This window comes from Sorangium sp. So ce145, from assembly GCF_051525985.1.
Classification (GTDB): Bacteria; Myxococcota_A; Polyangia; order Polyangiales; family Polyangiaceae; genus Sorangium; species Sorangium cellulosum_B.
Window position 1 is genome coordinate 4,444,174 of sequence record NZ_CP150315.1, and the last position, 25,947, is coordinate 4,470,120.

The following is a 25,947-nucleotide window of genomic DNA, read 5'->3' on the forward strand; positions in this document are numbered from 1 at the left end:
ATGGAAAGCAGTCAAACGTTCGAGACCCTGCTGGACGGACGGGAGTTCTTCCTCGATGACCATCGTGTCCTCGGGGAGGCCGTCCTCCCCGGCGCCGCCTATCTCGAGATGGCCAGAGCGGCCACGGTCCACAGCGGGCGCGCTCGCGTGCTCGGCCTGCGGAACGTGGTGTGGCTCGCCCCCGTGGTCGTCAACGGGACCCCCCGTGCCGTGCGGATCGAGATCGCCGCGAAGGCCGGCAAGACGCGCTTCTCGGTGCGCAGCGCGCGCGGCGGAGCGAGCGAGCCGGAGGTCCTCCACGGGCAGGGCGAGGTCGTCACCGCCGAGAGCGGCGGCGCGACCGCACCGGCCTCGCGCGTCGAACTCGACGAGATCCGCGCGCGGTGCGCGTCGACGTTGTCTGGCGCCGACCTGTACGCGCTCTTCGAGCGGCAGGGGCTGACGTACGGGGAGACGTTCCGCTGCATCGAGGAGCTCCGGCGGAGCGACGCGGAGGTGCTCGCGAGGTTCCGCCTGGCTCCGCCGGCGATCCAGGTCGGCGCGCCCTTCGAGCTCCACCCCGGCGTGACCGACGCCGCCCTGCAGTCGACGGTGGGGCTCCTCGTCGGCGATGGGCGCTTGCCAGCAGGCTCCGTGCACGTGCCGTTCTCGCTGAAGGAGCTCGTGCTCCACACGCAAACCCCCGCCGCTGGGTACGTCGTCGCGCGGTGGAGCCCGGGCGCGTCGCCCCGGAGCAACGTCCTGAAGTTCGATATCGACATCGTCGACGAGGCGGGCGTCGTCTGCGTGTCGATGCGCGAGTTCGCGAGCCGGCGGTACGACAAGGCGCCGGCCGCGGGCGTGCTCTTCGGCACGACCACGTGGCTCGCGGAGCCGCTCGCGCCGCCGCGTCCGGCCGAGCGAGGCGCGCCAGCGCGCCGGGACGCGCTCGTCCTCCTCGCTGGCGAGAGCGACGAGCTGGCCGCGCTGGTCTCGGAGCGGGCGCAGACGGTCCGCCTCCCGCGCGTGCTCGACGCCGGGGGCGCCGTCGAGCACGCGCGCGTCGTCGCGGCGGCGCGGCAGGCCCTCGAGGCGATCCAGCGCGTCGTGAGCGGGCGGCCGAGCGGCCCGCGCGAGGTCGTCGCGCTCGCGTCGGTGCGAGATGAGGCGTTCGCGCACGCGCCCCTCGCCGGGTTGCTCAAGACGATGCGCCGCGAGCACCGCGACCTCCGCGGCAAGCTCGTGCTCGTCCCCGCAGAGCTCGGCCCGGAGGCCCGCGCGCGGCTCCTGTCGCTCGAGCTCGATGCCGCGTACGACGACGTCGAGGTCCGGTACGACCGGAGCGAGCGCCGCGAGGTCCGGCGGTTCATCGAGATCGAGCTGGCCGGAGGGGCCGCGCTGCGGCCGACGTTCGAGGCTGGCGGTGTGTACTGGCTGACGGGCGGCCTTGGCGGCCTCGGGCGAATCTTCGCGCGCCACATCGCCGGCACCGCCGGGGCGACGGTCGTCTTGACCGGCCGCTCGCCGCTCTCCGAGGAGAGCCGCGCGTGGCTCGATGCGCTGCGGGCGACGACCGGCGCGACGATCGACTACCTCCCCGCCGACGTCGCCGACGAGCGGAGGCTGCGGACGGTGCTCGCCGACATCAAGGAGCGCCACGGGAGGCTGACCGGAATCCTCCACGGCGCGGGCGTCCTTCGCGACAGCACGATCGCGAAGAAGACCGCCGCTGAGCTCGAGGCCGTCTTCGCCGCCAAGGCGCTCGGCCTCCTCGCGATCGACGAGGCCACGCGGCACGAAGACCTCGACTTCCTGGTCCTGTTCTCGTCGGCGTCGGCGGTGTGGGGCAACGCCGGGCAGGCCGACTACGTCGCGGCCAACGCGCTGCTCGATGAGTTCGCCGTCCACCGGAACGAGCTGGTGAAGGCTGGTCGGCGCTCCGGGCGGACGCTGTCGATCGACTGGCCGCTGTGGCGCTCCGGCGGGATGAAGGTCGACGACGCCAACGAACGGATGGTGGAGCGCGCGTACGGCCTCGTGCCGCTCGACGAGGCGGCCGGGCTCTGGGCGTTCGAGGTCGCGATGCGATCGTCGCTGGCCCAGGTGGTGGTCCTCTCCGGCCAGGCGGAGAAGCTGCGGAGCAAGGTCATCGGGGCGGAGCGCGAGGTCGCCGACGCCGCGGCCCGCGTCGCCGCGGAGCCCGTGGGCGCCACGCCGGCGAGCGAGCAGCCCGCGCCTCTCGCGGACGGTGCAGGCGAGGCGAGCGGCCTCCGCGATCTCGTGGAGCGCACGCTGGTCCGCGCCGTCTCCCGCGTCCTGAAGATCCACGAGGCGGACATCGAGCTCGACGCGGAGCTGAGCGCGTTCGGCTTCGACTCGCTCAGCCTGACGGAGCTCAGCAACCGGCTGAGCGCCGAGCTCGGCGTCGAGCTCCTCCCGACGGTCTTCTTCGAGCACCCGTCGCTGGCCGCGCTCGAGACGTTCCTCCTCGCGACCCACCTCGGCGCGCTGGCGAGGACGTTCCGAGCGGAGGTCGCGGCCCGCGCGCCGCGGCGGGAGCCGGCGCGGCCGCCGATCGAGCGCCCCGCCGCGATCATCGACCAGGCCGGCGCGCACGACGCGCCGGCCGCAGCCGTCGTCGACCGGGCGGACGCGCGCGACGCGCGCCCCGCCGGGACAGCGATCATCGGGATCAGCGGCCGGTTTCCGCGGGCCAGCGACGTCGACGCGTTCTGGAGCAACCTGATCGAGGGGCGCGACTGCATCGAGGTCGTCCCGGAGGATCGCTGGGATTGGCGCGCGATCTACGGGGATCCGCACGCCGAGGCGAACAAGACGAACGTGAAGTGGGGCGGCTTCATCGACGAGCTGGCCTCGTTCGACCCGCAGTTCTTCGGGATCTCGCCGAAGGAGGCGGAGCTCATGGACCCGCAGCACCGCCTGCTCATGGAGCACGTGTGGTCCGCGATGGAGGACGCCGGGTACTCGGCGAAGGCGTTGTCGGGCACGCGCACCGGGGTGTTCCTCGCGATCGGGCCGGGCAGCTATCGCCAGCCGGCATCGCAGCCGATCGAGGCGTACAGCGCGACCGGCGCGGTGCCGTCGATGGCGCCGAACCGGATCTCGTTCTTCCTCAACCTGCGCGGCCCGAGCGAGCCGGTGGAGACGGCGTGCTCGAGCGCGCTGATCGCCGTGCACCGCGCGGTGCAGGCGATCGACGCGGGCGTCTGCGATCAGGCGTTCGTCGGCGCCGTCAACGTGATGTACAGCCCGGAGCTCCACATCTGCTTCAGCAAGGCCGGGATGCTGAGCGTCGACGGCCGGTGCAAGACGTTCTCCCGCCGCGCCGACGGGTACGTGCGGGGCGAGGGCGTGGGCGTGATGCTGCTGAAGCGCCTCCGGCAGGCGCAGGCGGATCGCGACGCCATCTACGGCGTCATCCGGGGAACGAACGTGAACCACGGCGGGCGCGCCGCGTCGCTCACGGCGCCGAACGCGAGCGCGCAGGCCGAGCTCCTCTTCGACGCGTATTCCAGGGCTGGCGTGGATGTCCGCGCGGTGACGTACGTCGAGACCCATGGCACCGGCACTCCGCTCGGCGATCCGGTCGAGATCAACGCGCTGAAGAAGGCGTTCGGCGCCCTGTACGAGAGGCAGGGGGGCGCGATCGAGGCCCAGCGCTGCGCGCTCGGCAGCGTCAAGACGAATGTCGGTCACCTCGAGGTCGCCGCCGGCATCGCGGGGATCTTCAAGGTGCTGATGGCGATGCACCACGGCGAGCTGCCGAAGACGCTGCATTGCGAGGAGACGAACCCGTACATCGAGCTCGAGGGGAGTCCGTTCTTCCTGCTCAAGGAGCGCCGGCCGTGGCTGCGTCCCGCCATGCCGGACGGCGGCGTCGCGCCGCGCCTCGCGGGCATCAGCGGTTTCGGGTTCGGCGGCGCCAACGCGCACGTGATCGTGGAGGAGCACGCGGAGGGCGGAGGGGGCGCGCTCGACGAGATCGCCCGAGAGCGGCCCCTCCAGATCGTTCCGCTCTCGGCGCGCAGCGAGGCGCGCCTCCGCGCCTACGCGGGGCAGCTCCTCGCGTTCCTCCGCGAGGTCACGGCCAGCGCGGGCGCGCAGCCCGGCTCGGTCCCCGATGAGGTCGCGGAGCAGCTGCGGCGCGATCTCGTCGGCGTCGTGGCCGCGACGATGGCGATTCAGGCGTCGGACGTCAGCGCCGACGAGCGCTTCGCGGACTACGGGGCGGATCTCGGACTGCTCGCCAATGAGGCCCACCGCGCGCTCGGGATCCACATCACGGCGCAGGCCATCGGCGAGGCGGGCTCGATCGACGCCCTCGTCCCGTACCTGTTCGAGCGGCACCGGGAGTCGCTGTGCGCGCGCTACCCCGTCGCCAGCCGCGCGGAGAGCGCCGAGACGAGGCGCGCCGGGGCGCCGAAGCGCGTTCGTCCGGGGCCGGCGCTCCTCGTCGACGTCGCGTACACGCTGCAGGTCGGTCGCGACGCGATGGACCACCGGGTCGCCTTCCTGGCGCGTGACGTCGAGGAGCTCGAACGGAAGCTCGAGCGCTTCCTCGCGGGCGCCGAGGAGACGGACGGCGCCTTCACGGGCCAAGTTCGACGCGAGCGCGACAGCATGAAGGTGCTCAACGCCGATGCGAGCGCCAACGAGATGGTCGCGACGTGGATGCGGCAAGGCAAGCTCGCCAGCCTTTGCGAGCTCTGGGTGCGCGGGTTGGAGGTGGACTGGGAGCGGCTGTACGGCGAGCGCAAGCCGCGGCGGATCCACCTGCCGACGTACCCGTTCGAGCGGGAGCGTTACTGGCTGCCGCAGGGCGAGGGCGCGGTCGTGGCGGGAGCTGCGCCGCCGGTCGAGGCGTCGTGCGCAGCGGCGTGCGGCGGACGGCTGGAGCAGGGGTCCGGCACGGCCGAGGTGTCGCGCGTGGAGGCGGGCGAGGCTGCGGAGGTGGTGGAGTACGAGGAGGTCTGGGAGCGGCTGGGGTGGGAAGAGCGTGAGCGGCGCCAGGAAGGCGTGCGCTGGCTGGTGGTCGGCGGAGACGAGGCGTGGCGGGCGTCGGTGGTGGAGGCGCTGAGGAGGGAGGAGCCCGGGAGCGAGGCGCTCGGGGTGAGCGTGGGCGGCGCGTACGGGTGGGAGGGAAGCGCGCGGTGCACGGTGCCCGAGGCGAGCGAGGTCTGGTTCCGGTCGGTGTTCGAGCAGCTCGGGGCGCGGGACGGGGCGCATGGGGGTGGGGGCCGGCCGTGCGGCGTGGTGTACGCGTGGGGCAGGGGGCTGGAGCGGCTGCGCGGCGTGCACGCGCTGGTGCGAGGCGCGAAGGGGAGCGGAGCGTTGCTGCGCCGTCTCGTGCTGACGGGTCGTCAGGTCCGGGGCGAGGTGAGCGGGTGCTACGACGCGGCGCTGATCGGGGTCGAGCGGTCGCTGGGCCTCGTTTTGCCGGAGCTGAGCGTCGGTGTGGTGCTGGGGGGCGCGGAGGGGATAGAGGCGGGCGCGCTGGCGCGGGAGGTGTGGAGCGGGGGAGTGATCCGTCACGAGGGAGGAGAGCGTCAGCGGCTCGGTGTCCGTCGAGCGTTGCCCAGCGGGAGGAGCGAGGCGCCGCTGCGGGACGGAGGCGTGTACGTGATCACCGGTGGAGCCGGGGGGCTTGGGCGGCTGTTCGCGGAGCACTTGGCGCGGCGCTGCGCGGGTCGGCTTGCGCTGGTGGGTCGGCGTGGACGTGACGAGCAGATCGAGGGTGTGCTGTCGCGGCTTCGGGGCGCTGGAGCGAGGGAAGCGGAGTACTACGAGGCGGACGTTTCGGACGCGGCGCAGATGCGGTGCGTGGTGGAGGCGCTGGAGTCGAGGTGGGGTTCAATCCACGGCGTTCTGCACGCGGCAGGAGTGGAGTCGGGTGGAGCGTTGTTGGACAAGAGGTGGGAAGAGGTCGAGGAGATAACGCGGCCGAAGATGGAGGGCACGCGTGTGGTGGATGAGGTGACGGCGGGGCATCCGCTGGACTTCATGTGCCTGTTCTCATCGACGGCGGCGGTGCTGGGGGACGGAGGGTCGTGCGATTACGCGAGCGCGAACCGGTTCCAGGTGGCGTACGCGCAGATGCGGCAAGAGCTGAGAGAGAGAGGGGAGCGGAGCGGAGCGACGGTGGCGGTGTGCTGGCCGCTGTGGCGTGCGGGTGGAATGGGCACGGCCGAGCGAGAAGGCATGGCGATGTACCTGCGGAGCAGCGGTCAGCGTTACCTGGAGAGCGATGAGGGGCTGGGGGCGTGGGAGCGCGCGATGGGCGCGGCCGTCAGCCCGCGGCTCGTGTTCGCGGGGCAGCCGCGCCGCGTGCACGCCTTCCTCTCGCGCATCTACGCTGGCGCACGCGCCTCCGCCGTCAACGGCGCGCCGTCCGGCTCGCGCAGCGCGGTAGCGCCGTCGATCTCGACCGCGGCGGCGCCCGGCCTCCCGAGCGGCGGCGCTCCCGCGCGACACGAGCGAGGCTCGGCGTCGCTTCCGGAGCGTGTCGTGCACGATCTGAAGGTGCACGCCGAGGCGGTCCTGAAGATCCCAGCGGGCAGGATTGACGAGGAGACGAGCTTTGCCGACATCGGATTCGATTCGATCGGGCTTGCGCAGTTCGCCCGTCTTCTCACGACACAACTCGGCTTTGACGTCCTCCCGAATGCCCTCCTCAACCACAGCACGATCAGAAAGCTCGCAGGTCATCTCGTGAGGGAGCATCGCGAGGCGCTGGAGCATCTGTATCGAGCGAACGGCGAGCCAGCGCGGGCTCTCCCAGCTCACCCGGCGCTCGACGACGCGCCTCCCAGCCCTCTCGAGGCGGACCGCGCGGCCCCGCGCGCGGCTGCTCCCTCGCCCGCGCGCGACGAGGTCGCGATCATCGGCATGTCTGCGCGTGTCGCCGGGGCGGATGACGCCGACGCCCTGTGGGCGCTCTTGCTCGAGGGGCGCAAGCAGATCCAGGAGATCCCCTCGGAGCGCTGGGACTTTCACGCCTACTACGAGGGCCCGGGCGCGCCGGGAAACCGGATCACCACGAACAGAGGGGCCTTCCTGCGCGGCCTCGACGAGTTCGATCCGCTCTTCTTCGAGATCTCCCCGCGCGAGGCGCAATGGATGGATCCGCGGCAGCGGCTGATGCTCGAGGCGGCGTGGGCTGCGTTCGAGGACGCGGGCCACGCCGGAGCGCGCCTGCGCGGCACGAATTGCGGGGTCTTCATCGGCGTGGAGGAGATGGCACATACGGGCGACGGCGCGCCCGGGCTCGCGACCAGCCACCACAACGGCATCCTGGCGGCGCGCATCTCCTACGTCCTCGATCTGCACGGCCCGAACCTCGCGCTGAACACCGCGTGCTCGTCGGGCCTCGTGGCGGTGCACTCCGCGTGTCAGAGCCTTCTGCGCGGCGAGTGCTCGATGGCGCTCGCCGGAGGGGTGAACGTCCTCACCTCGCCGCTGACCTACGTCGCGCTCAGCCAGAGCGGAATGCTGTCGGCCGAGGGCGAGTGCTATGCGTTCGACGAGCGAGCGAGCGGAATGGTCCCGGGCGAGGCCGTCGCCGCGGTGGTGCTGAAGCTGCTCTCGCAGGCCATTGCGGACGGCGATCCGATCCACGCCGTCATCAAGGCCAGCGGGGTGAACTACGACGGCAAGACGAACGGGATCACCGCGCCGAGCAGCGTCTCGCAGCAACACCTCGTCGAGAGCGTCCTCCGGCAGGCGGAGCTCCGCCCGGCCGACGTCCAGTACGTTCTCGGGCACAGCGTGGGCTCGCAGCTCGGCGATCCGGTCGAGGTGCAAGCGCTCCGCGACGCCTTCCGCGCCGAGCCGGGTGAGCGGCAATGGTGCGCGCTGGGCTCGATCAAGCCGCTGATCGGCCACACGTTCGCGGCGTCGGGCGTCGTGAGCCTGATCGCGATGTGCCTCGCGATGAAGCATGGGACGATCCCGGCGACGCGCAACTACCGCCGGGCGAACGAGTACATCATCGACATCGCGCGCAGCCCCTTCTTCGTGAGCGACGTCGAGCGGCCCTGGATCGGCTCGGGTCCTGAGCGGCGGCGCCGCGGCCTCGTGGGCGCGACGGGGATGAGCGGGACGAACGCCTTTGCGTTGATCGAGGAGCACGCGCCGAGCCGGGCGACGCCGCTGCCGCGGCGCGCGGCCGGGGCCGCCGATCGCGCCCTGATCGCGCTGTCGGCGAAGAGCGACGGGGCGCTGCGCCAGTACGCGCAGCGTCTCCGCGCCCACCTCGTGAAGCACCCGGCCGTGGACCTCCACGGGCTGGCCTACACGCTCCAGACCGGGCGCGAGGCCATGCCGTGCCGGCTGGCGATCGTCGCCCCGTCGGTGGGCGCGCTCATCGAGCAGCTCGACGTGGTTCTCGACGCCGCCGACGGTCGCGCGCTCTCGGACCGCGCGATCTGGACGAGCGCCTCGAGCGCGGTGCCGGCTCCGAGCGCCGACGGCGACCCGCTGCACGACGCCGCGCGCGCCTGGGCAGCGGGCGGGGTGCTGGACCCCGCCGCGCTCTACCCTGCGGCGAAGCCGACGAGGCTCGCGGGGCTCCCGACGTACCCCTTCGCGAGGCGCTCGGTCTCGCAGGGCGAGCGGGGCGGCGCTCCGGCGGCCCCTGCGCCGCCCGCGCGACCGCAGGACGCAGCGCCCGGCGACAAGGCCGCCGAGTACTACACGTTCGATGCGCAGCGCCGATCGGACGAGTACCGGGAGGAGTACCTGACGTTCTGCCCGTTCGAACGGGAGGTCCCCGGATTCTCGATGACACGTGTCCTCAGCGCGCCCGAAGCATTTCCGGACGAGTACCGGCTCGTGATCGAGAAGCAGCTCGAGATGCGGCGGGTGATCTTCCGGCACGAGCGGCTCGAGTCCGTGCGGAAGGTCCTGGATATCGGGTGCGGTTGCGGGACCGACCTCGTGGAGGTGGCGAAGCGTTGTCCGCACGCCAAGGCGCACGGGTTCACGATCACGCGGGCTCAGGCCGACCTGGCGAACCGGCGGATCGGGCGCCTCGGCCTCGCCGAGCGCGTCCGGGTGTTCCACGCCGACAGCTCGAAGGATCGTTTCCCGGACACGTACGACCTGATCCTCGGCTTCGAGGTCACCTGCCATATCGCGGACAAGACCGGCGTCTTCGGCAATATCTCGTCGGCGCTCTCGCCGCACGGGAGCGTGCTGCTCATGGACTTCGTGTCGAACCTGCGCGGGGCGATCGTCGACGGGAACGTCGATATCGCGATATCGACGCAGGACGAGTGGATCAACGTGCTCACGGCGAGCTCGCTCGTCGTCGACGACATCGTCGACCTGAGCCCGCAGATCGCCAACTACGTCTTCGATCCGGACGTGGAGAAGAACATCGCGCATTTCCCCGAGGCGGCGCGGCGCTCGTCCCGCAACTTCGCCAACATGGCCGTCTCGCTGCGGGAGGAGTGGATCTCCTACTGCCTGCTCCGGTTGACGAAGGCGGGCCCTGGCTGGACGGCGGACCGGCTCCGCGCCCACAACGCGTCGAAAATCGCCAAGAAGACGCCGTACGCCGCGGCGCTCGCCGAGCTCCAAGAGGCGCCCGGGTCTCCGCGCCCTGAGGCGGCCGCGGAGGACGAACGCGCGCCCCGGCAGGGGGCGTCCGTCGATCACGTCCGGCGGCGGCTCGAGCAGATCTTCGAGGAGGCGCTGCAGCTCACGCGCGACGAGCTGGCCGCGGCGACGACGTTCTCGGCGATGGGGGTCGGCTCGCTCATCGCCGTCCGTCTGCTCCAGACGATCAACACCGCGTTCGATCTCCGCGAGCCGACGAGCGTGATGTTCCAGTTCCACGACCTCCAGTCGCTCGCCGAGCACCTGGCCTCGAAGATCGTCGTGGCCGCGCCGCCCGCGCGCGCCACCGCGGCGGCGCTCGCGCCGCCCTCCGCGCGGGTGCAGGAGGCCGCGACAACCCGGCAGCCCGCAGCGCCGGCCGAAGGCATCGCGATCGTCGGGATGTCGTGCCGCTGCGCCGGGGCGCGCGACAAGCGCGAGCTCTGGGACGTGATCGTCGAGGGGCGACAGCACGTCGAGCGCGTCGAGGAGCGATACCCCGAGTGGCGGGAGGCGTGCGTCGAGCAGGGGGTTGACCCGTCATCGCTCCACGCCGGCTTCATCGACGACGCGGATTGTTTCGACTCGCTCTTCTTCGATATCTCTCCGGTCGAGGCGGACCAGATGGACGCTTCGCAGCGCCTCGTCCTCGAGGGGATCCACGCTGCGCTCGAGGACGCGGGCTACGACCCTCGCTCGTTGAGCGGGCGCCGCGTCGGGACGTTCATCGGATCGATGGGCACCGGCGCGCCGCGCGGGACGTCGCACCTCGCGATGCTGGGGAGCGACGGCGCGATCCTGTCGTCGCGCATCGCGTACCACCTGAACTTCGCCGGGCCGGCCATCACGGTCAACTCCGCGTGTTCGTCGTCGCTCGTCGCCGTCGAGCTGGCGTGCCAGAAGCTTCGCAGCGGCGACATCGACATGGCGGTCGCGGGAGGCGTGACCCTGTACTCGCAGCCTGCGTCGTTCGTGATGATGCACAACGCCGGGATGCTCTCGCCCAGCGGGCGGTGCCGCCCCTTCGATGATGGCGCAGATGGCATCGTCGTGGGAGACGGCGTCGGCGTGGTGGTGCTGATGCCGCTCTCGAGGGCGATTGGCGAGGGCGCGCACGTCTACGGGGTCATCCGCGCGATCGGGACGAACCAGGACGGCAAGACGTCCGGGATCACCGCGCCGAGCTTCCTCGCCCAGAGCCGCCTGGAGCGCGAGGTCTACGAGAAGGCCGGGATCTCGCCGGAGCAGCTCCAGGTCGTGGAGGCCCACGGCACGGGGACGAAGCTCGGCGATCCGGTGGAGATCCACGCGCTCACGGAGGCCTTCAGGGCGTCGACCCAGGCGCGCCAGTTCTGCGCGATCGGGTCGCTCAAGGCCAACATCGGCCACACCACGGCCGCGTCCGGTGTGCTCGGGCTGATCAAGGTGCTCCTCGCCATGGAGCACGGCTGCATCCCCCCCGCGATCAACTTCACACGACCCAACCGGCACATCGATCTCGCGGACAGCCCGTTTTACGTGAGCACGCGCCCCGCCCCGTGGCCCGAGAACCCCGGCGGCTCGCGGCTCGCGGCGGTGAGCGCCTTTGGCTTCAGCGGGACCAACGCGCATGTCGTGATCGAAGGGCTCGCCCGGCGCGAAGCGTCCGCGCCGCGGGCGTCCGCGCCGCCGGAGGAGCAGGTCGTGGTGCTCTCGGCGAAGAGGCCGGAGCTGCTCCATGAATACGCCCGACGCCTCCTCGCGTTCACGCCCGCGGCTGGCACATCGCTCGCCGACGTCGCGTGGACGTCGCAGATCGGTCGCGCGGCGATGGATTACCGCTTGGCGATCGTGGCGGCGACGTTCGAGGAGCTGCGGGGGCGACTCTCCGCGTACCTCGCCGGTGCGGAGAGCTCGCAGGGGTGCTTCTCGGGGCACGCGACGGGGCGCCGCGAAGGGCGGCCCGCCGGGAGCACGCCGGCGCAGCTCGCCGCGTTCTGGGCCTCGGGCGGCGCCGTGGACTGGGAGGCCGAGCTTCACCGCCCCGCTGGCGCGCGCAGGCGTGTGCCTCTGCCCACGTACCCGTTCGAGAAGGTTCGTTTCGCGCGTGCCGGGACGGAGGGGCGGCGCGACGCCGCGCCCCGCCCGACGTGCCTGGTGGAGAAGACGTGGCTTCCGGCGCGCGCCCAGGTCGCGACGGCGGAGGTGGACCTCGCCGGGCGCTGCTTCGCGATCCTGGCGACGCCGGGGACGCGAGCCCCGGCCGACGAGCTGCTGCGCAGGCTGCCGCGCTCCGAGATCCTGATGCCCGAGGACGTCCACGCGGCCGTGCGTGGAGGCGCGGCGCCGTGGGACGCCTACGCGGGGTGCGTCGATCTCACCGGGCTCGACCCCGGGCACCGCGACGAGGATCTCGGCTGGATCGAGTGGCTCCAGGAGCTGGTCGGCCGAGCGGACGCGCGTCGCGCCGCGCCGCTCGTCGTCCTCCAGGTGACGTCAGGCCTCGAGCGCTTTCGCGGTGAGCGGGCGCGGCTCGCGGGGGCCAAGCGGGCCGGGCTCTATCGCATGCTCCAGAGCGAGTACAGCAAGGTCCTCTCGCGGCACGTCGACACCGACGCCACGCTCGACGGCGAGCGACGCGATCTCGTCGCGCAGGTGGTCGCCGAGCTCGGCGCTGCCAGCGAGGCGGGCGAGGTCTGCTACCGCGACGGCGTCCGGTACGAGGCCGCGCTGGAGCGTTTGGACGAGGCGGCGCGCGCGCGCGAGCCTGGCGCGCAGCGTCCGGCGCAGTACCCGCCCGCTGAAGTCCTCTGGATCACCGGCGGCACGCGTGGGATCGGCATGCTGTGCGCGAAGCATTTCGTCGACGCGCACGGGGTCCGGAAGCTCGTCCTCATGGGGCGCGAAGCGCTCCCGGAGCGCGATGCGTGGGACGCGTACCTCACGTCCGGCAGCGATGAGATCTGCAAGCGGAAGATCGAGGACATCCTGTACCTAGAGGCGCGCGGCGCGCAGGTGCGCGTGAGCACGACGCCGCTCACCGATGAGGCGCGGATGGCGAGCGAGGTCGCCCGCGTTCGACGCGAGATGGGCGAGGCGCTCGGGGTGGTTCACTGCGCCGGGAACACCGATTTCACGAATCCAGCCTTCGTCCGCAAGACGCGCGCGGGGATCGAGGGCGTCTCCGCGCCGAAGATCCGCGGAGTCGACGTGCTGCGCCAGGTCTTCGCCGACGTGCCGCTGCGCTTCGTCCTGCTCTTCTCGTCGGTCGCCGCGGCGGTGCCGCGCCTGGCCGTCGGCCAGAGCGAATACGCGATGGCGAACGCGTACCTCGACTACGTCGCCGCGGCGGGCTTCGGACCCAAGGTGGCGCATTGCGCGAGCATCCAATGGCCGAGCTGGAAGGACACGGGGATGGGCGCCGCGAGCAGCGCGGCGTACCGGAGCACCGGCCTCCAGACCTGCGCCGACGACGAGGGGCTGCGCTTCCTCGACGAGATCCTCGCGCGGCGCCTCGGCCCCGTCGTCATGCCGCTCGTGATCGACGAGGCGCGCTTCGATACGCGCGCTCTCCTGCGCCGCGCCACGCCCGCGAAGGGGCAGGCCGGCCCCTCACCCGAGCGCTCCGCGGATCCCGTCGGCCACGCCGCCGAGGCGAGCCGCCGCGCGCCTTCGGCTGACGTGGCGCGCGACATGAACGCGCATCACGCCGGTTCCTCGACGGATACCGCTTCTGCCGTAAACGAGTGGCTCCGGCGGCTCGTGAGCCAGGAGCTCAAGGTCAAGTACGCCGACGTCGACGCAGCCCGGTCCTTCGATCAGTACGGCGTCGACTCCATCATGCTGGCGCAGATGATCCGGCAGATCGACGCAGGCCTCCCCGGCATCAAGGTCGATCCCACCGTCGTCATCGAGAACCCCAGCATCGAGCGCCTCGGCGCGTACCTCGTACGCACGTACCGCGATCAGCTCGACCGGCAGTTCGCTTTCGCGAAGGGCGCGGCTGGCCGCGTCACGGAGCGGCAGCTCGACCGGCGCTCCACGGAGGCTCAGGGCGCGGCTGGCCGGGTTACGGAGGGGCGGGCGGACAAGGTGGCGATCGTCGGAATGGCGTGCCACTTCCCGGGGGCGCCCGACATCCAGCAATTCTGGAAGAACCTGTGCGAAGGGAAGGACGCGATTGGCCCCGTCCCGGCGTCGCGGTGGGACGCCGAGCGCTACCACGGCGATCCTGAGCGCGAGCCGGGGCGGAGCGTCAGCAAATGGGGCGGCTTCCTGGAAGACATCGAGTCGTTCGACCCGTCGTATTTCGGGATCCAGGAGTCGATCGCGATCGGCGTCGATCCGCTGGCGCGTCAGTGGCTGGAGGTGTGCGCAGAGGCCCTCGCCGACGCCGGATACGGCAAGACGGACCTGTGGGATCAGCGGGTCGGCGTCTTCTGCGGCACCCGCAGCAGCAACTATGCGAGCAAGCACGGTCAGCTCGACAGCAAGGCTGTCATCGGCGTGGGGCAGAACTTCATCTCCGCCCACCTCTCGCACTCCTACAACTTCGCCGGGCCGAACGTCATCGTCGACACGGCCTGCGCCAGCGCGCTGACCGCCGTGCACATGGCGGTGCAGAGCATCGAGCGCGGCGAGTCGGCGCTCGCGATCGCGGGCGGCGTCGATATCCTCCTGGACGAAGGGCCGTTCGTCCTTCTCAGCAGCGCGAAGATCCTGTCCTCGGAGGGGCGCTGCAAGGCGTTCGACGAGACCGCGGACGGGATCGGCATCGGTGAAGGCTGCGGCGTCGTGATACTGAAGCCGCTCTCGGCCGCCCTGCGCGACGGAGACAAGGTATACGGCGTGATCGACGGCTCGGCGATCAACTGCGATGGCCACACCATGGGGATCACGACGCCGAACCCGCGCCGCCAACAGGAGCTGATCGAGCGCGCCATCGCCGCAGCCGGGGTCGACGCCCGCACGATCAGCTACGTCGAAGCGCACGGCACCGGCACGCTGATCGGCGATCCGATCGAGCTCCGCAGCCTGACGAACGTCCTCGGGAGAGAGTCGCGCCACGTGTGCGGTGTCGGGAGCGTCAAGAGCAACCTCGGACACCTCCTGAGCGCCGCCGGCGCGGCGGGGCTGGTCAAGGTGCTCCTGTCGATCGTCCACCGGCGCCTCCCGCCGACGCTGCATTGCAGCCGGCCGAATCCGCGGTTCGATTTCGAGCAGTCGCCGCTCTATCCCGTGCTCCGGAACGAGGAGTGGGCGGGGGTCGACGGCGTTCATCGCGCCGGCGTCAGCGCGTTCGGCCTGGGCGGCCACAACGCCCATGTCATCGTCAGCGACGAGGGGATACCCGAGGAGCGGCGGGCGACGATGGATCCGCGCGGCGCGCCGGTCGTCTTCGAGCGGAAGCGCTACTGGCCGGACGCGGCGGCTCCGAGGCCGTCGCCCGGCGTGTCGGGCGGCGCGGACAGCGCTTTCGCGGCGCGCGTCACCGCGGACGCCCCGGGCAGCGTGACCGCCCAGAGGGCGATGCCGAAGTACTTTGCCGTCAAGAGGATCGAGCGCGACGTCGCGACGCGCGCTCCGTCGCTCGAAGCCAGCCAATCGAAGAGCCGTCCATGACCGTCCGCGCGAACGAAACATTCGAGATCGAGTTCGACAACGATAACCCCATCGTGCGCGATCATCGCGTCTATGGGGTCCACATCGTCCCCGGCGTCACGCTGATCGACGTGGTGTACAGGCTGGGCGCCCACGTCGTCGGGCACGACCGCTTCGAGCTCGTCAACGTGCTGTTCAAGGTGCCCATCGCCACCACGAGGGAGTTCGCGCGGAGGATCCACGCCTCGTTCACGCCGCTCCAGCAGGGCGAATGGAGGGTCGAGATCTCGAGCGTGCGCGTGTCCAGCGCAGGCGGGGTGTCGGATCGGGTCGACGAGAACGCGGAGTGCCTCCTGAGGTGCACCGACGAGGAGCCGCGGGCCGCGCGGGGCTTCGACTGCGCCGCGTTCATCCGCACGGCGGAGCGGCGCTGGAGCGTCGACGAGATCTACCGCGGCGTCCGCGAGGTGGGGGTCGTCCACGGGCCGTTCATGCAGACGCTGGGCGACGTGTACCAGCGGGGCGACGAGGAGCTGATGCGCCTGTCGCTCGGCGACGAGGCGGAGGCGCTCCGGGAGATGTTCCACGCCCACCCGGCGTTCCTCGACGGCGCGACGTTCGCGGGGAGCTCCTACAAGCTCGCCGGAGGATCAGCGGCCGACTACCGAGACGTTCGGCCGTACATCCCGTTCGCCATCCGGCGCGTGCGCTTGCACCGGCCGTTCTCGTCGCAGATCTTCGTGTACAGCAGGCACGCCGACAAGCTGGACGTCAAGCGCGGCGCCGCGCCGCGCGAGGTCACCGCGTCGGACCTGACGATCTACGGCGAGGACGGGGCGGTCCTCGCGGAGCTCGAACGGCTCTCGTACAAGCGCGTGCGGCAGGAGATCGACGTCGAGAAGCTGATCGCGACGGAGCCCGTCGCCGCGGGCGCCGAAGCGGAGCCGGCAGGCGAAGCGGGGGACGACGCGAAGCTCTTCGCGTCGAGCGTCGCCCGGTTCGTCGAGGAGCAGCTCGTCGGCCTGAAGGGGCCGGGTACGCCGCCGCTCGATCCCGACGCCCTCTTCTTCGACGCCGGGTTGGACTCGACGCACCTCCTCCGCCTGGTGCGCGCGCTGGAGAAGCGGTGCGGGCACGACCTGTATCCGACGTTGCTCTTCGAGTACCAGACGCTGAACGCGCTGATCGGGTACCTGTACGAGCACGAGCGCGCCCACTTCGCGCCCTCGCGCGCGCTCGTCGCGAGACCGAGCGGCGCGGGCGCGCCGGCGGACCCCATCGTTGCGCGGGGCGCCGGCGCGGCGCGCGTGAACGGCGTGGCGCGGAGCGCGCCCGTCGAGGTCACCGGCGCCGGGCGCCCGGGCGCAGCGCTAGGCGACGCCCGGCGCGCCGCGCGCGACATCGCGGTCGTCGGTCTGGCCGGCCGGTACCCCGGCGCTTCGACGCTGGAGGACTTCTGGGATGTCGTGGTCGAGGGGCGGATCTGCACGCGCGAGCTGCCGTCCGAGCACTGGGGGCGCTTCGCGGGCCCCGACGCGGCGCCCGCGCGCGCTGCCGGGGCGCCCTCGCCGCCGTGCTTTGGCGGCGTCCTCGACGACGTCGACGCGTTCGATTCGCTCTTCTTCCAGGTCACGCCCGTCGAGGCTGACGCGCTCGACCCGCAGCTCCGGCTCGTCCTCGAGACCGCCTGGCACGCCATGGAGGACGCCGGCGTCACCGTCGACTCGCTGCAGCGGTCCCGGACCGGCGTTTACGTCGGCGTCATGAACGACGACTACACTTGGATAGCCGCCGAGCGTCTGGCGAGGACGGGCGAATACGCCAGCGCGGGGAGCTATGCGCACGAGCTCGCGAACAGGATCTCGTACCACCTGAACCTGCGCGGCCCGAGCATGACGGTCGAGGCCGCGTGCGCCAGCTCGATGGTCGCCCTCCACCTGGCGCGCGTCGCGCTGGCCCACGGCGAGTGCGACGCGGCGTTCGCGGGGGGGGTCAACCTGAGCCTCCACCGGAGCAAGTACCTGTTGCTCGCCGGCCTCGGCGTCATGTCTCCCGACGGCTCCGAGAAGACGTTCGACGCCGCGGCGAACGGCTACGTTCCGGGCGAGGGGGTCGGCGTCGCGCTGCTGAAGCCGCTGGAGAGGGCGGTGGCCGATGGCGATCGCATCTACGGCGTCATCACCGGCAGCGCGGTCAACCACTCCGGACGCGGCGGCGGGAGGTACAGCCCGAACCTGAACGCCTTGACCGACGTCATCGGGCGCGGCCTCGCCGACGCCGGCGTCGACGCCGAGGCGCTGACGTACGTCGAGGCGCACGGCACCGGCTCTCCGGTGGGGGATCCGATCGAGGTGCAGGCGCTCGCGAAGGCGCTCGGTCGCACCGACGCGGCGGCGCCGCGCTGCGCGCTGGGGTCGAAGGCGAACCTGGGCCACCTCGAGTCCGCGTCGGGTATCTGCTCGCTCACCAAGGTGCTCCTGGCCATCCGGCACGGCCGGATCCCGCCGTGCGCCAACGTGCAGACGATCCACCCGGGCCTGCGCCTGGAGAGCACGCCGTTCGTGATCCCCCGCGAGCCGGTGGGCTGGCCCGCGCCGGAGGGGCGGCGCGTCGCTGGCATCCACTCGTTCGGGATCGGCGGGACGAACGCGTTCATGGTCGTGCGCGGCCACGACGCTGGCGCCGACGCGAGGGCCGCGGCAGCGTCGGCGCCGCGGAGCGAGATCGTCCCGCTCTCAGCGAAGACCAAGTCGGCGCTGGAGCGGTACTGCGCCGACCTCCTCGCGCATCTGGAGAGGGGCGGCGACGAGCACAGCGCCGCCCTCGCGGATCTCGCGTACACGCTCCAGACGGGGCGGACGGCGATGCAGCACCGCGTCGCCTTCGTGGCGGCGAGCGCCGCTGAGCTGCGCGACGCGCTGCGCGACCTCTGCGCGGGCCGCGGCGCGCACGAGGGCGTCTTCTCGGGGAGCGCCGGGCCGGGCGCGGTCGCCGCCGTGGCGCCGCGCGCCGAGGACGTCGGGAGCGCGCGGGCCCTCGGCCGGATCGCCGAGGCGTGGGTCCGAGGCGCCGACGTGGACTGGACGCGATTGCACGAGGGGCGCGCGAGGCGCCGCGTCGCCGCGCCGATGTACCCGTTCGAGCGGAGCCGCCACGCGATCACGACGTCCGGCGAGGCGCGGGAGCTCACCGCGCCCCGCGCCGCCGTGGTCCACGGGACCGCGGCCTGGCGGGAGAAGGCGGCCGCCTCCGTCGCGCCCGAGCGGGCCGAGAGCGCGGCGCATGGGTCGAGCGTGCTCCTGCTGGCGGGGGGGCTGTCGGACGAGGTCGTGGCCGCCGTCGAGCGGTCGATCCCGCTCGCCTCGCGCGAGCGGCTGCCGCGGTCCGAGGGCGGCTCGCTCGCGGAGAGCGCGACCCGCGCCTTCCTGCACGCGCTCGGGATCGTGAAGGACGCGCTGGCGCGACGGGCGCCGGAGGTGCGGCAGCTCGCCGTGATCGTGGACGAGCGCGCGCCGGAGGTGGTGTACGCGCCGCTGTCCGCGCTGCTGAAGTCGGCGAGGCGCGAGAGCCGCGATCTCCGGGTCAAGGTGATCACGATCGCCAGCGCCCTCGACCCCTCGCGCGCCGCTCGCGCCGTGCGAGACGAGCTCGCCTCGAGCGACGACGACGTCGACGTCCGCTACACGAGCGAGGGCCGGCGGGAGGTGCGAGTCCACGAGGAGGTCGAGCCCGGCGCCGTGGAGGGCACCGTGTTTCGACCCGGCGGCGTCTACTGGATCACGGGCGGCCTCGGCGGCCTGGGGAGGCTCTTCGCGCGTTACATCGCGAGCGTCGAGGGCACCACGGTCATCCTGAGCGGACGAACCGCCCCCTCCGAGGCGCAGCGCCGCGAGCTCGAGGCGCTCGGCGCCCCCGCCTCGCGCGTCGAGCTCGTGCCCTGCGACGTGAGCGCCAGGGACGACGTGGAGCGCGCCGCCCGCGCGATCGAGGAGCGCTTCGGGCCGCTGACGGGGGTCCTCCACTGCGCCGGCGTGACCAGGGACGCGCTCCTCCTGCGCAAGACAGTGCGTCAGGCCGAGGAGGTCCTCGCGGCCAAGGTCCTCGGGGCCGAGGCGATCGACGAGGCGACGCGGCGCTCCCCGCTCGAGTTCGTCGCGTTCTTCTCGTCCGTCGCAGCCATCTGGGGGAACGTCGGCCAGGCGGACTACGCGGCGGCGAACGGCTTCCTCGACGCGTACGCGGCGCTCCGCGACGCGCGCGTCGCGCGCGGCGAGCGCCGCGGAAAGACGGTGTCCATCGCGTGGCCTCTGTGGCGTGACGGAGGGATGCGGATCGACGCCCGCGACGAGCTCGTCCTGAAGGAAAAGACGGGCATGATCCCGCTCTCTCGGGGGGACGGGCTGCAGGCGTTCGAGCAGGCGATCCGCGGGGCCGAGAGCCAGCGGATCGTGTGCGCGATCGACGGCGGCCGACAGATATTCGCCCCCCGGCCGGCGGTCCGCGCGGAGAACGCGAGCGCGCCGGCGGCGGTCCGCGCGGCGCCCGACAGAGGCCCGGCCGAGGCGACGCGCGCCGGGGCCGAGCCGCTGAGGCGTCACGCCGTCCGGTACCTGAGCGACGCGCTCTCGCGGGTCTTCCGGCTCCCTCCGGAGCGGCTCGATCCCCGCGCCCCGCTCGACGCGTTCGGGATCGACTCGGCCAACGTCCTGGCGCTGACCGCCGCGCTGGAGGTGGATCTCGGCCCGTTGCCGAAGACGCTCTTCTACGAGTACCGGACGCTCGACGCCTTGGCGGAGTACCTCGTCGCCGAGCACGGCGCCTCGCTGGAGCGCGCGCTGCGCCTCCCCGGGGCGGCCGCGTCCGCAGGGGCGCCGCCCAGCGCGCGCGAGCCGGCGGCGGGCGACGCGGGGGCGGCGGCCTCGGCGCGGAGCGCGCCCCCGCCGGTCCGCGCCGCCGCGGAGAGGCGAGGGGGCAGCGGCCCGCTGGACATCGCCATCATCGGGATGAGCGGCCGGTTCCCGCGCGCGCGCAGCGTCGACGAGTTCTGGGACAACCTGCGCGCCGGGCGCGACTGCATCACCGAGGTCCCGGCGTCTCGCTGGGACGCGGACCGGTACTACGACCCCGACACGTCGGCCGCCGGCAAGGTGCACTGCAAGTGGGGCGGGTTCATCGACGGCGTTGACGAGTTCGATCCGCTCTTCTTCAAGATCTCGCCGCTCGAGGCGGGGATGATGGATCCGCAGGAGCGGCTGTTCCTGCAGGCCGCATGGGAGACGCTGGAAGACGGGGGGTACACGCGCGCCGCGCTCGGCGCGGGGCGGGCCGAGAGCCTGCGCCCCGAGGAGCGCGTCGGCGTCTACGTGGGCGTCATGTACTCGGAGTACCAGCTCTACGGCTTCGAGGTCGAGGAGGACCGTCGCATCTTCGGCGTGGCCGGGAACATCGCCGGCGTCGCGAATCGCGTCTCCTACGTCCTCGATCTCCACGGGCCGAGCATCGCCCTCGACACCATGTGCTCGTCGTCGCTTACGGCGATCCACCTCGCGTGCCGCGCGCTGAGGAGCGGCGAGTGCGGGCTCGCCCTCGCGGGCGGCGTGAACGTCAGCATCCACCCCAACAAGTACGCCGTCCTCAGCCAGGCGCGGATCATCTCGACCCGGGGGCGCTGCGAGAGCTTCGGCAAGGGGGGCGAAGGGTACGTCCCTGGCGAGGGCGTCGGCTGCGTCCTGTTGAAGCCGCTCGAGCGCGCGCGCGCCGACCGCGATCACATCTACGGGGTCATCAAGGGATCGGCGCTGAGCCACGGCGGCAAGGCGAGCGGGTACACGGTCCCGAGCCCGGTCGCGCAGGCGTCGACGATCGCGCTCGCGATCCGCGAGGCGGGCGTCGATCCGCGGGAGATCAGCTACATCGAGGCGCACGGGACAGGCACGAGCCTCGGCGATCCGATCGAGATCGCCGGGCTGGTCCGCGCGTTCGGGCGCGCGAGCGACGACAAGCAGTACTGCGCGATCGGCTCCGCGAAGTCGAACATCGGCCACTGCGAGTCGGCGGCCGGCATCGCCGGCGTTTGCAAGGTGCTCCTCCAGATGAAGCACCGGACGCTCGCCCCCTCGCTGCACGCCGCTGAGCTCAACCCGTACATCGACTTCGCGAGCACGCCGTTCGTCGTGCAGCGCGAGCTCGCCCCGTGGCGGGCCCCGACGATCCACGGCGAGCCGCGCCCGCGCGTCGCCGGCGTCAGCTCCTTCGGCGCTGGCGGCGCGAACGCGCACGTCATCATCGAGGAGTGGACGGAGGACGACGCGCCTCTGGCGGACGCGCGGAGCGCGCGCGGCGCGGCGGTGATCGTCCCGATGTCGGCGCGCACCGAGGAGCGGCTCCACGCGGTCGTCGGCGCGATGCTCGACGTCATCGCGCGCGCGGCGGCGGGAGAGGGATCCGCGATCGAGCTCGCCGACGTGGCGTTCACCCTGCAAACCGGGCGTGAGCCGATGCCGTACCGCGTAGCGTTCGTCGCGGCGGACCTGGGCGGCCTCGCGGCCGAGATGAGGCGCTTTCTCTCGCGGGAACAAGGGGGCTACCGCGCGGGGCACGCGAGCGAGGACGGCCTCGACCTCCTCGCCGACGAGGACGTGAAGGGCGCCGTCGTCGCGAAGTGGATCGGCGCGGGGCGGCTCGACAAGCTGGCGGCGTTCTGGGCCAAGGGGCTCGATCTCGACTGGGATCTCCTGTCCGGCTCGGGGGCGCCTGGTGGGCGCCGGCCGCGCAGGATCTCGCTCCCGACGTACTCGTTTGAGCGAAAGCGATGCGGGCTGCCCGTGCAGCGGCCCGCGAGCCGCGCCGCCGGCCGCGAGGTCGCCGGCGGCCTGCTGCAGCGCATGCTGCCGGCGGCCAGCCTCGGGGAGGCGCCCAGGGTCGTCTTCGAGGCCGAGCTCGAGGCCAGCGACCCGCTCGTCGCGCACCACCGCGTGCAGGGCCGCCGCGTCCTCCCGGGCGTCGCGATGATCGAGATGGCGATGGAGGCCGCGCAGCGCGTGCACGCGGAGCGCCGCGCCGTCCTGAAGGACGTCGTCTGGATGAAGCCGGTGGACGTACCCGACGGCGGGCGGACGCTGCTCGCGCAGCTCGAGCCGCACGGCGGCCAGCTCCGGTTCGAGATCCGCGCCGTCGTGGAGGGAGCGCAGCAGGTCCATGCGCAGGGGCTCGTCGCCTTCGACGAGGTCGACACCGACACGCCGGCGATCGACGTCCAGGCGCTCATGCGCACGCTGACGCCGCGGTGGGGCGACGACGCGGGCCACGACGGCTTCTACGAGAAGCACCGCGCGAACGGCGTCGACTACGGGCCGTACTTCCGCGGGCTCCGTCGCCTCTGGGGCTCCACGAGCGAGAGCCTGGGGCTCGTCGAGCCGCCGCGCGAGGCGCAGGACGACCCGCGGCGGTACGCATGGACGCCGTGCGTCGCCGACGCCGCGCTCCAGAGCGTCGCCGGCATCGCGGCGAGCGATGTCGCGCCGCAGGGGGATGGCGAGGTCTACCTGCCGTACTCCATCGGGCGGGTCGAGCTCCTGGGGCCGATCGAGGGGCGCGCGTTCGTGCACGCGCGCAGGCTCGCGCCCGGGCGGTTCGACATCGTCGTCGTCGACGGCGCTGGCGCGCCGCTCGCGGCGCTGCGCGACTTCGTCGTGCGCCCGGCGAAGGCCGCGCCTCCGCGGCAGCTCACGTACGTCGGGCGATGGCGCCGCAGGGGGCTCGCGCCGGCCGCGCCGGCGCGCGAGGGCGCCCGCGCGCTGATCATCCACCGGCAGAACGGCTTTCGCCTCGAGGACGCCCTGAGCGAGCTCGCGCCGGGCAGCGTCAATGTGTGCCTGGGCGACCGCACGGAGCGGACCGGCGAGCAGGGGTGGATCATCGACGTCCGCGATCCAGGCGCCATCGCGCGCGTCCTGCGCGACGTCGGGCGCGTGGGGCGCGTGTACTTCCTCGCGGCGCTGCTCGGCGACCGTGACTATCGCCTGGACACGGCGTACGTCGAGGAGGAGCAGGAGCGCACGGTCATCCCCTGGCTGCGGACGATCAAGGCGCTCATCGAGCAGGGGTACGACCAGGCCTCGCTGGACGTCACGGTGCTCACGCAGGACGGCGAGTCGCTGCCGCTGCAGGCGGAGCTCAACGCCGGCGGCGGTGCGTTGCCAGGGCTCACACAGTCGCTCGCCCGGGAGTACCCGCACTGGAGCGTGCGCCACGTCGACATCGGCAAGGCGGACATGTCCGGGCCAGGCGCGGCCCGGCAGATCGCGGAGCTGCTCCAGCGCGAGGCGGCGGGCTCGCCGCTCCCGGTCGCGTACAGGGCGGGCGCGCGCTACGAGCGCGAGATCGCGCCGCTGGTCCTGCCGCGCGACGAGCGGCCGGCCTTCACCGAGGGCGGCGTCTACGTCATCGCAGGGGGCGCGGGGGGGCTCGGTCGGGTGATGACCGAGCACCTCGTCCGGCGGTACGGCGCGCACGTCGTCTGGTGGGGGCGGCGGCCGATGGACGAGGCGATCCGCGACCAGCTGAGCCGCCTCGCCGACGGCCCCGGGACGGTCGCGTACGCGACCGTCGACCTCACGAGCCTCTCCGACGTCGCGCGAGCCCGCGACGTCATCAAGGAGAAGCACGGCCGGATTCACGGCGTGATCCACTCGGCGATCGTCCTCCGGGACCGGAGCCTCCGCGAGATGGACGAGCCGCGCTTCCGCGAGGCGCTGGATCCGAAGGTCAAAGGGAGCGCCGTGCTCGGCGAGGCCTTCGGGCGCGAGGACCTCGACTGGATCTGCTTCTACTCGTCGATGCAGTCAGTGTACGCGGGCGCGGGGCAGAGCAACTACGCGGCCGGCTGCACCTTCAAGGACGCGTACGCGCGGGCGCTCTCGATGGCCTGCTCGTTCCCCGTCCACACCATCGACTGGGGGTACTGGGGCACCGTGGGCGTCGTGGCGAACGAGGCCTACCGGAGCCGGATGGCCTCGCTCGGCATCGGATCGCTCGAGCCGCGCGACGGGATACGCGTGCAGGAGGCGGTGATCGCGCACCGGGTCAGCCACGTCCTCGCCGTCGACCTGGCGCCTGCGACGCGCGACGCGCTGGGGATCCGCCCGGACGGAGAGGAGCTGTACGCCGCGACGCAACCCTCGTGCTTCGAGCGGGTCCAGGCGGCGGTCGGCGCGGGCCGAGCGCTGCGCGACGTCGACGCCGCGCAGCTCCGGGAGCTCGACGCCGCGGATGCGTGCCTCAACGAGTACGTCGTCGACCGCCTCCGGGCGGTGATGGGCGCGGCCGGCGTCGGCGATCCGCGGGCAGAGGCGGCTCCGGTCGAGGCGCTCGCGGCGCGCGCCGCGGTCGTGGACAAGCAGCGGCCGCTCTTCGAGGAGATCGTGAGGATCATGCGCAGCGACGCGCCCTCGCCGGGCGCGCCTCGCCGCGCGGAAGACGTGACGTCGCGGTACCCCGAGCTCGCCCCCCACGTGGCGCTCGCCGACGCGTGCCTCGGGTCGCTCCCGCAGGTGTTGCGCGGCGAGGTGCTCGCGACGGAGGTGCTCTTCCCGGGGTCCAGCACGTCGCTCGTCGAGGGCATCTACAAGAAGAACGCCTACGCCGACTTCCTCAACGGCCTCGTCGCCGATGCCGTCGAGGCCGCCGTCACGGCGCGGAGCGAGGCGCCTTCGGGGCCGGCGAAGGTCAGGATCCTGGAGATCGGCGCCGGCACCGGCGGGACGAGCCAGGGCATCTTCGAGCGCCTCGCCGCGCACCGCGATCGCGTCGAGTACGTCTACACCGACGTCTCCAGGAGCTTCCTTGGCCTCGCGCAGGCGAAATACTCCGAGATCGCGCCGTACATGAGGGTCCGGCCCTTCGACGTGGAGCGCGCGCCGGTCGAGCAGGGGATCGAGGAGGGGGGCTTCGATGTCGTCGTCGCCGCCAACGTGCTGCACGCGACGAAGGTCATCGCGAGCACCCTCCGCAACGTGAAGCGCTGCATGAAGCGGAACGGGCTGCTCGTCCTCAACGAGATCGGCGGCAAGCGCCCGTTCACGACGCTGACGTTCGGCCTCCTCGACGGGTGGTGGGCCGCAGAGGACCGCGAGGAGCGGCTCGAGGGCAGCCCCGCGCTCTCGCGCGACCAGTGGACGCGCTGCCTCGCCGAAGAAGGCTTCGGGCGGGCCTGGGCGTCGGCGCCGGCGTCGTCCGCCGCGCAGGAGTTCGTGATCCTCGCGGAGAGCGACGGGCGGGTGCGGCGGGCGGACCCGGGGCCGCGAGCGGCGCCCGCGGCCCCGGCGCGCCCGCCGACGAGAGCGTCGGGCGCGCGCAAGGCGCGCGACACCCAGGGCGATCTGCCGGCGTACGTCGAGGCGCAGGTGCGCAGAGCGGTCGGCGACGTCCTCAAGCTGTCGGACGACGACCTCGATCCCGGCCTCGCGCTGTCGGACCTCGGCGTCGACTCGATCGTCGCGGTCGATCTCGTCCGCCGGATCAACGCATCGCTGGGGCTGTCGCTGAAGACGACCGTCATCTTCGACTTCCCGAACATTCGACGGCTGGCCGCGCATCTGTGCGCCGAACATCCGGACGACCTCGCGCGCCGTCAGGCGGGAACGCAGGCGAACGGAGGCGCCGTCCTCGAGAGGCGCGCCGTCGAGGCGCTCGCCGAGGAGCTGGCCCTGGGGCGGATCTCGCTCGACCAGACCTTGGATCGCCTCAGGGCCTGATCGGCCCGTCGGCGCG

2 protein-coding genes are annotated in these 25,947 nt (G+C 72.5%); both read left to right on the plus strand.

Features of this window, described 5'->3' with window-relative positions; genetic code table 11:
* Complete coding sequence (locus WMF34_RS16605) at nucleotides 1–15,198, plus strand: SDR family NAD(P)-dependent oxidoreductase (protein WP_437993863.1); 15,198 nt, start codon at nucleotides 1–3, stop codon at nucleotides 15,196–15,198.
* Nucleotides 15,195–25,931: an SDR family NAD(P)-dependent oxidoreductase gene (locus tag WMF34_RS16610; protein ID WP_437993864.1), complete on the plus strand. Its 10,737-nt coding sequence runs from the start codon at nucleotides 15,195–15,197 to the stop codon at nucleotides 25,929–25,931. Before WMF34_RS16605 ends, WMF34_RS16610 begins: the two co-directional genes overlap by 4 nt.
* The last annotated feature ends 16 nt before the right edge of the window (nucleotides 25,932–25,947 follow it).

Excerpts from the sequence above, each read along its gene's own strand:
- WMF34_RS16605 (WP_437993863.1), top strand. The coding sequence starts at position 1 with ATGGAAAGCAGTCAAACGTTCGAGACCCTGCTGGACGGACGGGAGTTC.
- WMF34_RS16610 (WP_437993864.1), top strand. The coding sequence starts at position 15,195 with ATGACCGTCCGCGCGAACGAAACATTCGAGATCGAGTTCGACAACGAT.